This is a genomic window from Bacillus sp. EB106-06-01-XG163 (assembly GCF_058791615.1).
The window spans coordinates 22,274-34,335 of the sequence record NZ_JBYTDS010000005.1; the positions used below are offsets into that span (position 1 = coordinate 22,274).

The 12,062-nt window shown below is 50.0% G+C and carries 8 protein-coding genes; 1 reads left to right on the forward strand and 7 read right to left on the reverse strand.

Annotation, left to right across the window (positions count from 1 at the left end; all coding sequences use genetic code 11):
* Positions 1 to 9: 9 nt before the first annotated feature.
* The 3 genes from AC3WTF_RS07655 to AC3WTF_RS07665 form a co-directional block, all read right to left on the reverse strand.
* Complete coding sequence (locus AC3WTF_RS07655) at positions 10 to 1,818, reverse strand: assimilatory sulfite reductase (NADPH) flavoprotein subunit (RefSeq protein WP_326245765.1); 1,809 nt, start codon at positions 1,816 to 1,818, stop codon at positions 10 to 12.
* Positions 1,819 to 1,992: 174 nt separating this feature from the next.
* Positions 1,993 to 4,308: an RNA polymerase recycling motor HelD gene (gene helD / locus AC3WTF_RS07660; RefSeq protein WP_492314225.1), complete on the reverse strand. Its 2,316-nt coding sequence runs from the start codon at positions 4,306 to 4,308 to the stop codon at positions 1,993 to 1,995.
* A gap of 172 nt (positions 4,309 to 4,480) precedes the next feature.
* Complete coding sequence (locus AC3WTF_RS07665) at positions 4,481 to 5,089, reverse strand: trimeric intracellular cation channel family protein (RefSeq protein WP_007410017.1); 609 nt, start codon at positions 5,087 to 5,089, stop codon at positions 4,481 to 4,483.
* 222 nt (positions 5,090 to 5,311) lie between these two features.
* On the opposite strand from AC3WTF_RS07665, the gene AC3WTF_RS07670 reads away from it, so the two are divergent.
* Complete coding sequence (locus tag AC3WTF_RS07670; protein WP_007410016.1) at positions 5,312 to 6,112, forward strand: zinc-dependent metalloprotease; 801 nt, start codon at positions 5,312 to 5,314, stop codon at positions 6,110 to 6,112.
* Positions 6,113 to 6,145: 33 nt separating this feature from the next.
* Here the strand turns inward: AC3WTF_RS07670 and AC3WTF_RS07675 are convergent, their stop codons facing one another.
* From AC3WTF_RS07675 to AC3WTF_RS07690, 4 genes are all read right to left on the reverse strand, one after another.
* Positions 6,146 to 6,565 (reverse strand): disulfide oxidoreductase, encoded by a 420-nt coding sequence (locus AC3WTF_RS07675; protein ID WP_012118443.1) that lies wholly within the window; start codon positions 6,563 to 6,565, stop codon positions 6,146 to 6,148.
* Positions 6,555 to 7,226 carry a disulfide bond formation protein BdbD gene (gene bdbD, locus AC3WTF_RS07680; protein WP_012118444.1) on the reverse strand — a complete coding sequence of 224 codons (672 nt, stop codon included), beginning with the start codon at positions 7,224 to 7,226 and terminating at the stop codon, positions 6,555 to 6,557. The genes AC3WTF_RS07675 and bdbD overlap by 11 nt, the downstream gene beginning before the upstream one ends.
* A 117-nt stretch (positions 7,227 to 7,343) precedes the next feature.
* Positions 7,344 to 9,455: a heavy metal translocating P-type ATPase gene (locus tag AC3WTF_RS07685; protein WP_492314226.1), complete on the reverse strand. Its 2,112-nt coding sequence runs from the start codon at positions 9,453 to 9,455 to the stop codon at positions 7,344 to 7,346.
* A 147-nt stretch (positions 9,456 to 9,602) separates the two neighbouring features.
* Positions 9,603 to 12,032, reverse strand: coding sequence for a heavy metal translocating P-type ATPase (locus AC3WTF_RS07690; protein ID WP_492314227.1), 2,430 nt, complete (start codon positions 12,030 to 12,032; stop codon positions 9,603 to 9,605).
* Positions 12,033 to 12,062: the final 30 nt, after the last annotated feature.

Here is a 12,062-nt window from a genome sequence, read left to right on the forward strand (position 1 = left end):
AAACCAAAATCAATATACGTCACGCTGATAGCGTTTTTTCTGCTGCATGTCTGCCAGGAAGCTTTCCGCTTTTTCACTGCTCATGCCGCCTTCTTCCTGAATGATATCGAGAAGCGCCTGGTGCACGTCATGCGCCATATGCTGTTCATCACCGCAGATGTATACGGCGGCTCCCTGCTGCAGCCATTCATAAAGCTCTTTGCTTTGTTCTTTCATGCGGTGCTGCACATATACTTTTTCCTCCGAATCCCGGGAAAAAGCGACGTCCATTTTTGTGAGAACACCGTTTTGCAGCCATTTTTGCCATTCCGTCTGGTACAGAAAATCAGTGACAAAGTGCTGATCCCCGAAAAACAGCCATGTTTTCCCTTCAGCTCCGGTTTCTTCACGCTCCTGCATAAAGGAACGGAACGGCGCGATGCCTGTCCCCGGCCCGACCATAATGACCGGTGTATCCGGATTGTCCGGCAGCTTGAAGTTTTGGTTGTGCTGAATGTAAATCGGAAGCGTATCTCCCGGCTGGAGTCTTTCCGCACACAGAATGCTGCAGACGCCTTTTCGTTCTCTGCCGTGCGCGTCATATCTGACCGCTCCGATTGTCAGATGCACCTCTTCCGGATTCGCTTCTAAACTGCTTGCGATCGAATAGAGCCGGGCCGGCATTTTACGCAGGATGGAAAGAAAGTCTTCCGCTGTCGCTTCCCACGGCCCGAAATCCCGGACGAGATCAAGCAGATCACGGCCGTTGATGTACGCTTTCAGCTGCTCTTCGTTTCCTTCGGCCAGAAGTTCACTCAGCTTTTGGTCAGCCGTAAACTGTGCGGCCTTTTGCAGGAACGGTTTTGTTAAGACGGTTATTTCAAAATGAGAAGTAAGCGCATCTTTCAGCGGGAGGCGCTCTCCTTGTTTATTCACCGCCACTTCCTGTTTTGGGTCCCATTTCAGCTCATTGATCAGCTCATCCACGAGCGCCGGATCATTTTCCGGATAGATGCCGAGGCTGTCTCCGGGCTGATACGCGAGGCCCGACCCTTCAAGCGAAAGCTCGAGATGGCGTGTTTCTTTATTCGAACCGCGTCCGTTCAGATTGATGTTCTCAAGAACCTCCGCCCGAAACGGGTTCGTTCTGGAATAAACGGATTCACCGAGAGCCGGCGTCTCGGCAGGCGCTTCGGCTGTTTGATTTCCCGCTCCTTCGTTCAAACCGCCGATGACCGCGTCAAGCCATTCAGAAAACGGCTCATCATAATCAAGATCGCAATCAACCCGCGGCGCAAGCTGGGTGCCGCCGAGCTCTTGAAGACGCTCGTCAAACTCTTTGCCGGTCTGGCAGAAAAATTCATACGAGCTGTCCCCGAGCGCCAAAACGGAGTAACGGAGCGCTTCAAGCTTCGGCGCGCGTCTGCCGTGAAGAAATTCATGAAAGGCCAGCGCGTTATCCGGCGGATCGCCTTCTCCGTGCGTGCTCACCACGATCAGTAAATTGTTTACTTTTTTCAGATTATTCGGCTTAAAATCGTTCATTGACGCGACGGTGACCTGGAATCCCCGTTCCTCAAGCGTCTTTACCGTCTGTTTCGCAAGACCTTCCGCATTTCCCGTTTGCGATCCGTATAATACGGTCACTTCTTTCGAGACTGCCGGGCTTTCTGCAGGAGCCGGAGCAGCGGGTGCGGTTGTTTCACCGGATTCGGACCGGGCCGCAGCCAAATAACCGCTCAGCCAGATTTTCTGTGATTCTGTCAAGGTCGGCAGAAGGCGGTTAAGGAGCTCTGCCTGCTCCTGATTAAACGGACTGTTCATGACCTGAAGTTGCAACGATATCCACCTCACAAGGAATTAAACGTAACGTACGTTATTTCTATAGGAATTGTCAAAATAATATTCTAATTGAAACTTTACCGAAAGTTTGTATGTAAGTAAAATATATAATCATGATGACAATGATTAAGATTACTAATGATAAAAAGCCCTTTGCACTTGGCAAAGGGCTTACACGAATAAGCCGGCGGGCACTTCTTTAATAAAAGGAGAGGGTTCTCCCGGAGACAATACGGTCAGATCATGCATCGCCCGTGTACAGGCCGTATATAACAGCTTACGGTCATGTTCGCTTTTGTACTGGACAGCAGAGGCGTCAGCAGCAATGACGGCGTCAAACTCAATGCCTTTTGCCAAATAAACGGGAATGACGCATACCCCTTTTTGAAAAGGCTGGTTTTCTTTATTGATCAAGCGGACACCGCTCTCGGCGCTGACTGTCTGAAACACTTTTTTGGCTTCCGCGGCCGTTTTGCAGATGACGGCGACCGTCTCCCAGCCTTTTTGTCTGAGCTCCCGGATTGTATCCGCCAATTGTTCCTGCCGCGCATTTTCTGTATCCGTCCGCAAAACACGCGGTTTTTCCCCGTTCCGGTTAAAAGGCTCAATGTCATCGCCGTCAGCCAGCAGCGCTTTCGTAAATTCAACAATCTGCCGCGTCGATCTGTAAGTCCGCTTCAGGCTGACATACTTTTCTGCACCATTGCGAAAGCAGCCGGCGAGGGAAGAAGGGCCCGTAATGGTGTGGGCATAAATCGACTGGCTGACATCACCGAGCACCGTCATCTTTGCCGCTGGGAAGATGCTTTGAATATACGTGAGCTGAAATGGGGAATAATCCTGCGCTTCATCAATGAAGACGTGCTTCATTTGTGTGTTTTTTCTTTTTCCTTCTAACAGATCCTGCAAATACAGATACGGAGCGGCATCTTCATACGGAAGTGACCGTTCTGCAAATGCGTTTCTGGTCAAAGCGCCGATGCTCTGCCAATGATCGGGCTTTTCATCAGCTCCCCAGTCTGAAAACAGCCGGAGATACATCCGTTTTATATCGAGAAAGCCGAGCCGTCTGACGGCCTGCTTAATCGGTTTAAAGGCTTTGCCGACAATAATGGCGCCAAGCAGCCGCTGTTCGCGCTGATGGTCGTCAAATGCAGGTTCATCATCTGCCGCCTGCTTCTTGAGTGTTTGATAAACCTCAGCATAGTCTTCCTTATCAAGCAGCTCGCTCTCCTGCAAGACCCATTCCTTCTTACGCTCCTTTTTTTCGAGAGCGCTGATTTCCGCGAGAAGCCATTCCGCTGTCAGCTCCGCTCTGTTCGGAATCGGCAGCTGCTGATCAAGCGAATAAAAATAGTCTTCAATCCGTTCTTTTGAAATCAGGATGTCTCCCCGGAAGCTGATCTGTTTACACATCAGACCCGAGCCGGAAAGCGAGCAGGCATAGCGGTCAATCATGGCCTGGAAAGCTGATGACGCTTTGTAAGCAACGGCTGCGAGCCTTACGGAAAGTGCGTCCTGATTTTGTTCAGTCAGGCAATATTCAAGCTGCTCGTACGGGCTTTCACAATCAAACTTTCGTCCGAGCCGGCGGATGATATATTCCTGAAAGGTAGCCTGCTCCATATTCTCTTCTCCCAATTCCGGCAATACGGCGGAAACATAACTGTTGAACAAAATGTTCGGGGAAAACAATACAATCTGACGGGCATCAAGCACCCCGCGCCCGCGGTACAGCAAGTAAGCGGCCCGCTGAAGCGCCGCGGATGTTTTCCCGCTTCCGGCGGCTCCCTGAACGATGAGATATTTGCTTTTTTCATCCCGGATGATTTCGTTCTGTTCTTTTTGGATGGTTGACACGATGTTTTTCATATGCTGTCCGGAATGGCCGCTCAGCACCTCTTGCAGCATTTCGTCACCAATCGTCATATCCGTGTTAAACATCGCTTTAAGCGTACCGTTTTTAATGATGAACTGCCGCTTCAGTGTGATGTCTCCTTCTATCGTTTCTTCGGGAACTTCATAGCGGGCTTTTCCCGGGGAATATTGATAGTAAAGAGATGAGATGGGCGCGCGCCAATCATAAATGAGAAATTGCTCGTTGTTTTCATCCATCAAAGAAGTCAGCCCGATATAAATCCGCTCGGAAGAAGACTCCCCTTTTTCCGTAAAATCGACACGGCCGAAGTAAGGAGAGGTTTTCAGCTTTTGGATTTTTTGAAGCTGCCGGTATTGAAGCAGATGCGTCCGTTCACGTTCTGAAAGCATTTCTGCCTGCTGTTTAATGCTTGAAAATGTCTCAGCCGCTTCATGGGCGTCATCCATATTCACGGTGACATCATCCCAAAACGTTTTTCTCAGCCCGACAATATCCTGCTTCAATCCGCCCGATGAGGCTTCAAGATGAGTTTGTTTCTGTTCCAGTTCCTTCATGACAAAATTGATTCTTTCCTGCTCTTCTTTCCACTCTTTATCACGTTTTGCCATCAGCGGCACCTCCGACATCAAGCTGACAAATCCGGCTTTCATCATACAAACATATATGCAACATATTATTCAGCATTATGGTCAAATACCCTTTTTCTTATCATATCGGGCGTCTTTTTTTATCAGAAGCCGTTATGCAAAAAAACCGAATTCGTTTGTGAAATCGGTTTTTTTACTGATCTATATGATAGGAACGATTCGGCAGGCGCCACCTGAACACATAACTGCAGATGCGGCATGCCACAAGCACAAGAAACAGCACATACAAACCGGCGGCATCCCCGGCCCAGCCGAGGCCCACGATTAACCCTCCGAGCGCGGCCCAGACTGCATAAATTTCCGCCTTGAGCACAAGCGGCTTTCTGCCCGCGAGCAGATCCCGTATGATGCCGCCCCCGCTGCCGGTCAGGACCGCTGCCGCAATCACCGCACTGAGCGGATGGCCCATTTTCACGGCATATAAAGCACCTTGGATGGCAAACGCCGAAAGCCCGATGGCATCGGATAGGTTGCCCCATTTACTCCAATGCCTTAACAGCAGCTTCGGAAACAAAAAGACAATCGTAACTGATGCGAGAGCGATTTGAAAAAACGCGCCTTGCTCCCACAAGGCGGAGACCGGAACACCGATCAGCAGATTTCGGATCGCTCCTCCGCCGAACGCCGTTACAATCCCCAAGATATACACGCCTAAAATATCATACTCCTCTTCCATCGCAACAATCGCTCCGCTGACCGCAAACGCAATGATGCCGATTACACTAAGCAGCTCCCAGGCCATTCCATATGCTCCTTTTTATTTGTTAAATTTTCTGACGACCATTAGATTTTATAATCGCTTTCTCTTAAAATCAACCTTATTTTTGAAAGATTCTGATTCCTAATCCGGGACAACCTCACCCTCAACGGCTGGGAACAAGAACATTTTCCTATTTTATACTTTAATGGAAGGTTTATTGGAAGTTTCATTGAATACTTTCTCTAACAAAAAGGGGGTTATGAGATGAAAATCAGTTCACTTGTTTTTCCTGTTTTATTGGCCGCCGGATTAATTCCCGGCCTGCCGTCAGCCGAAAGCCATACGCATTCGCACACTCATGCGGAGCCGGCGAAAACGGTGTATACGGACCCGCTTCCGAAAGCCGATCATTTTAAAGATCTGAAGGGCCCGGTCCAAGTCGAACAGACGGTTGACACAAAAATTCTGGATGAAAACGGCAAGCAGGTCGGCACGAAACGATTCAATGCCAATGTCAGTCAGGATAAAGCCTCAACTAAAGCCAGCACGGGCAGCCAGAAGGTCAGAGTGCTGGCGGTGGCGGACGCTGAATACCGCGCCAAATACAGCGACTGGCAAACGCGAATCGTCCAGATCGTGGAGCAGGCGGATGTTGCTTTTAACCGTGATCACAACATTGATTTCGTCGTACAGGCCGTGCAGGCTTGGAATTCCTCCGGCTCAAACAGTTCTCAGATTTTATCGAATCTCCAAGGCAGCTTCAGAAATCAAAATTATCATTTTGTCGTCGGTTTTACCGCAAAATCAAGTTTTGACGCCGGCGGTATCGCGTATGTATATAACGGCAAACCGAGCGGCCCGGCTTTCAGCGTGAACCTTGATCAAGGAACGGCCAACACGGCGAAAGCGGCACAGCACGAGTTTTCCCATAACTTCGGACTTCAGCATGACGCCCAAGGCAGCGGCATTCGCTGCGTCATGAATTATGATTATGCCTATTCCGTGGATATTTGGGACAGCTCCCATAACAGACAGATTGCAACAAACAAAGCTTGGTACAAATAATAGAAAAAGAGCCGCTCCCAAGGAGCAGGCTCTTTATTTTGCCGCGCGTTCCGTTTTGACAAAACACATGCAGATAATAATGAGAATAAATGCCGTCAATGCCAGGAAAGGAATGGTAATGAAACCGAACCAGTTAATATATTCAGATGAGCAAGGCACGCCGTAGACACACGGCTTGATGCCGCTGAAACCGGGCACCTTCTGCTCAAGGTAATGCATGATCGATATAAACGCGCCGATGACGGCCATCGGCAGCACGTATTTTTTCACGCGCGTGTCACCCTGGAAGGTGGCGATTCCTAAAATCAGAACAAGCGGGTACATGAGAATTCTTTGATACCAGCACAGCTCGCACGGTATGAATTTTCTGATCTCGCTGAAATATAGGCTGCCGAGCATGGCAGCAAGAGCTATCACCCAAGAAGCATATAAAAATACGATTCTATTTTTCATTTTTCAGCTCTTTCTTAATCGTTTTTGAAATCTCATCATATTTAGAGAAGTCATTAATCACTTTGTCATTTACGTAAATCGTCGGTGTCGCCGTAATGTTTAATTTATCATTCAGGTCAGTGTCAGCTTTCAGCTCTTTTGCAAATGTCTCTTTATCAAGGTTTTCCTTCAGCTTGTCAGGATCAACCTTTTTCGCGGTGCTTTTGACCGTTTTTTCAAGCAATGCAGGCGTGACCCATTCCTGTTCGCTTGACGGCTGCTGTTCAAACAGCTTTTCATGGAATGCCCAGAATGATGCCGGGTCTTCTTTCCACACTTCTTCTGAAGCAAGAGCCGCCAGACGCGAGCCGCTTCCGTGGTACATGACGTTCACAAATGAAAATTTCACGTCGCCTTTATCGATAAAATCTTTTTTGATTTTCGGAAAGATATCGCTGTTAAATACTTTGCATGACGGACACTTGTAATCTCCGAATTCAACTACCGTAACAGGGGCGCTGTCTTTGCCGAGCACGGGCTGTCCTTTAATGGAAGGCTGTTCGGCGACTGTTTCGCCCGCTTTTTCCGTTTGGTTGTTAATAATTACGATGGCCGCAAATAAAACGACAACGATTAACGTCAGAATCACCGCAAATTTCGCAGACGATTGTTTCTTTTTCACTCAGACACCTCATTGTTTTTAAAATAAAAAAGAAGCGGATGCCGGATGGCCCGCTTCTCTATTTTACCAAGACAACCTTGTTTAAGAAAACCCTGAAAAACGAATTATCTTTGACAATTATTCCGCTTTCACTCTCATGACGCGCATCGCGTTGGCAACGGCGATCAGCGTGACGCCTACATCTGAAAAGACCGCTTCCCACATGGTGGCGAATCCGAATGCGCCAAGCAGGAGAAAAATGATTTTTACGCCTAAAGCAAATCCGATGTTCTGCCAGACGATCCGGCGTGTTCGGCGTGCAATCCGGATGGCTTCGGCTGCTTTTGACGGCTGGTCTGTCATCAGGACGACATCGGCCGCTTCGACGGCGGCATCAGAGCCGAGAGCCCCCATGGCAGCTCCGATGTCAGCTCTGGCAAGCACAGGCGTATCATTAATCCCATCGCCGACAAACATCAGTTTTTCATTCGGTAAAAGCGCCGCTTCAAGTTCTTCGACGCGGTCTACCTTGTCACCCGGCAAAAGCTCTGTGTACACGTCATCAATACCGAGCTCTCGGCCGACAGCTTCTCCGGTCTGCTTTGAATCACCCGTCAGCATCACTGTCCGCTTCACGCCGAGCGCTTTTAAATTGGCAATGGCCTGTTTGGCGTCCTCTTTGATTTCATCGGCGATCACGATCGCCCCCGCATACTGCTGATCAACGGCGACATAGACGACGGTTCCGTTGTTTTCAGCTGTGCCGGAAGCGATTTGTTCTTTTGCCATCAGTTTTTGATTTCCGGCTAAAATCGTTGATCCGCCGGTTTTCACCCGAATGCCGTGTCCGGGTATTTCTTCATATTCTTCAATCTCCTCAGCCGAGAGCGGTTGATTGTAAGCTTCACGGATGGAAGAAGCAATCGGATGATTGGAATGGGCTTCCGCAAGCGCGGCCGCATGAAGCAGGCTGTCTTTTGTAAACCCTGCCGCCGGTTTGATATCAGTAACGGCGAAATTCCCTTTCGTTAAGGTTCCCGTTTTATCAAACACGGCGTATGCCACCTGATTGAGCGCTTCTAAATAGTTGCTTCCTTTCACGAGCACCCCTGCTTTAGACGCAGCTCCGATACCGCCGAAAAACCCGAGCGGAATGGAGACGACGAGTGCGCACGGACAAGAAATCACAAGGAAAATCAGCGCGCGGTACACCCAGTCGGATAGCGCGGCTGAAGGCACGAGAAGCGGCGGTAAAAAGGCGAGAAGCACCGCAACAATGACAACGGCCGGTGTATAATACTTGGCAAACTTCGTAATAAAGTTTTCCGTTTTCGCTTTGCGTCCGGCCGCATTTTCGACCAGATCCAATATTTTTGACACGGCAGAGTCTTCATATCCTTTAGAGGTTTCAATATGAAGCACGCCGTTCTGATTCATAAATCCGGCCATCACATCTTGCCCCGGCTCCGCTTTTCTCGGCACGGATTCGCCCGTTAAAGCGGATGTATCAACCATCGAAGAACCGCTCAGCACCTTTCCGTCCAGCGGAATCCGTTCTCCGGGATTCACGACGATGACCTGTCCGACTTTGACGTCCTGCGGCGGAACGGCAGTCATGCCGTTTTCCGTTTTCACATTGGCGTACTCAGGACGGATGTCCAATAACGCGCTGATCGATTTTCTGGATCGGCTGACGGCCGCTCCCTGAAACAGTTCACCGATTTGGTAGAACAGCATGACCGCGACGCCTTCCGGATACTGATGAATCATAAATGCGCCGATCGTGGCAAGCGCCATCAGAAAATGCTCATCAAATACCTGGCCGCGGACAATGTTTTTTCCCGCTCTGGCTACGATATCGCCGCCGATAATCAAATACGAAGCAAAAAAGAGCAGAAACTCAAGGACGGCGCCCGTGCGCGCGAAGTAAGCGATGACGGCCAAAACGGCGCCCGCCGCCAGCCTCACTAACATCAGCTGCAGCTTTTTGCGGTATTCATCCTCGCCGGGTTTGTCTTCGTGCTTCGAACGAACGGTCACATGAGGATCAATGGACTTTACTTTTTTCGCAACCTCATCTTTCATCCATTGCTCGTTTTTGCCGCCGGCTGAGACCGTGATGGTGCTTGCCGCAAAATTGACAGCACAGCCGTCTATGCCGTCAATGGCTTTTACGCCGTTTTCTATTTTTTTTGCACAGTTGCTGCAATCAAGTCCGTCTAATACAAATTCACCTTTGGCTGCTTTCATTTTCGACTCACCCTACTTTCCGTAATAGGATTCCCATAACATCAATACAGCTAAACGAATTTATATATATGAACATATACTCATATATGTGTTTTCTATTATATGCAGGCTTTGAATAAAGTGTCAATAAAAAAGACAAAACAGGCCTCAGCCCATTTTGTCTTTTTTTACCTTCTGTAAACGCAAAGCATTAAGGACGACCGATACTGAGCTGAACGCCATGGCAGCGCCTGCCACCCACGGGGCCAGAAAGCCGGCCGCCGCAATCGGAATGCCGATGCTGTTGTATCCCAATGCCCAGCCTAAATTCTGCTTGATGTTTCTCATGGTCAGCCTGCTCATGCCGATGGCGTCGGCAATGCCGTTCAGGTCACCGCGGATCAGCGTAATATCGGCCGCTTCCATTGCGATATCTGTGCCGGTGCCGATGGCCATTCCGATATCGGCCACAGCCAGCGCCGGAGCATCATTGATGCCGTCACCGACCATCGCCACGCGCCGGCCTTCTTTTTGCAGCCGGGAAATTTCCGCCGCCTTTTGTTCGGGAAGCACTTCGGCGATCACGCTGCCGATGCCCGCGGCTTTTGCAATGGCTTCCGCGGTCTTTTTGTTGTCACCGGTCATCATGATGACGTCAAGCCCCATATCATTCAGGCGTTTCACCGCGGCCGGAGATGTGTCTTTGATTGTATCGGCGACTGCGATAAGCCCCGCCGCTTTGCCGTCTGCCGCAATAAGCATCACCGTTTTTCCTTCCGCCTCCAAGCGGGCCATGTGAGGAAGCAGCGCCTCATGTTCGATGTGTTCCGATTCCATCAGCCGTCTTGATCCGGCTAGAATCGTTCTGCCGTCAGCCTCGGCGTATATTCCGGAACCGATCCGGGCTTGGAACCGGGTGATTTTCGGGATGGCAATCCCCCGTTTTTCGGCTCCTGACACGATGGCTTCTCCAAGCGGGTGCTCTGATCCCGTTTCGGCGGCCGCCGCCAGCCGCAGGAGTTCCTCTTCGTTCATTCCCGCTGCCGGTACGGCATCTGTCAGAACCGGTCTGCCGTTTGTCACCGTTCCTGTTTTATCCAGTACGATTGTCGTCAGACGCTGTGTTTTTTCTAAATGCTCTCCGCCTTTAAAAAGAATGCCGAATTCAGCTGCGCGGCCGGAGCCCGCCATAATGCTCGTCGGAGTGGCAAGCCCGAGTGCGCACGGACAGGCAATGACAAGCACGGCGATGAATTTGCCGATCGCTTCAGAAAACTGTCCCGGCGCCGCCCATACATACCAAATGAGAAAATTCAGCACGGCCAGCCCCAGCACAATCGGGACGAAAATGCCTGAAATGTGATCTGCGAGCCGCTGAATGGGGGCTTTTGATCCTTGGGCTTCTTCCACGATTTTAATAATGTGTGCAAGCGCGGTATCTTTCCCGACATTCACCGCTCTGATTTTGAGAAAGCCGTTTGCATTGATCGTCGCCCCGGTGACGGTGCTTCCGGGAGACTTATCGACAGGCATGCTCTCCCCCGTAATCATCGATTCATCAATTGCGGAATGGCCTTCAATCACTTCGCCATCGACAGGAACACGTTCTCCCGGTTTCACATATACGATATCCCCCGTCCGGACCTCGTCAATCGGAATCACCTGTACCTTCCCTTCCCGCTCAACCGCCGCCGTCTTCGCCTGAAGCTTCATTAACTTTTTAATCGCTTCTGATGAGCGGCCTTTCGCTTTCATCTCTAAAAGCTTTCCAAGCAAAATCAAAGTCAGCAAAATGGCGCTCGTTTCATAATAAAGCCCCTCTACATGTCCGTCTCGTCCGAGAGACGCAATCGTCATGTACAGGCTGTATGCGTAAGCGGCCGTCGTTCCGAGCGCAACGAGAACATCCATATTGGCGCTTTTGTTTCTCAGCGCCTTATACGCTCCCATATAAAAAGGCCAGCCGATGACGAGCTGCACCGGGGTGGCAAGCGCGAATTGCAGCCACGGATTCATCAGGATATCCGGCATCCAGATAAAAGAAGTAAAAGAAAAATGGCTGACCATCGACCATAGAAGCGGAAATGAGAGAACGGCAGAAAATATCAGCCTGATCAGCTGTTTTCGCTGCTCTTTCTCCTTTTGGGATAATCCGCCGCCTCCATCAACCGCTTGCTTCTCGTCTAATCTGTAGCCGAGTTTTGCCACGGTCTCTTTCAGCTCTTTCGGTGTCACCTCTTTCGGATTGTATTCAACGGTGACCGTTTCAAGGGCGAAATTCACCGGCGCGCCCACAACGCCCTCTGTTTTGTTCAGGCGCTTTTCAATCCGATTGGCGCAAGCGGCGCACGTCATGCCTTCAATCTGAAACTCGGCTTTTTCCGTCACAACATGGTAGCCGAGTTTTTCAATTTTATCCTTTATGGCGCCAGCTTCGATTTTGTCAGGCTGATAGGAAATATTTGAGGTCTCAAGCGCAAGATTGACGGAAGCGTCATTGACGCCGTCCATCCGTTTCAGTCCTTTTTCAATTCTAGAAGCGCAGGCGGCGCATGTCATGCCCCCCACTTGAATGGTCATTTCTTTCGGTTCACTCAATGTCCTCATCTCTCTTCATAAACCCCATGG

Coding starts and splice junctions, on each gene's coding strand:
- AC3WTF_RS07665 (WP_007410017.1), bottom strand. CDS start 5,089: ATGGCCTGGGAGCTGCTTAGTGTAATCGGCATCATTGCGTTTGCGGTC.
- helD (WP_492314225.1), bottom strand. CDS start 4,308: ATGGCAAAACGTGATAAAGAGTGGAAAGAAGAGCAGGAAAGAATCAAT.
- AC3WTF_RS07685 (WP_492314226.1), bottom strand. CDS start 9,455: ATGAAAGCAGCCAAAGGTGAATTTGTATTAGACGGACTTGATTGCAGC.
- AC3WTF_RS07675 (WP_012118443.1), bottom strand. CDS start 6,565: ATGAAAAATAGAATCGTATTTTTATATGCTTCTTGGGTGATAGCTCTT.
- AC3WTF_RS07670 (WP_007410016.1), top strand. CDS start 5,312: ATGAAAATCAGTTCACTTGTTTTTCCTGTTTTATTGGCCGCCGGATTA.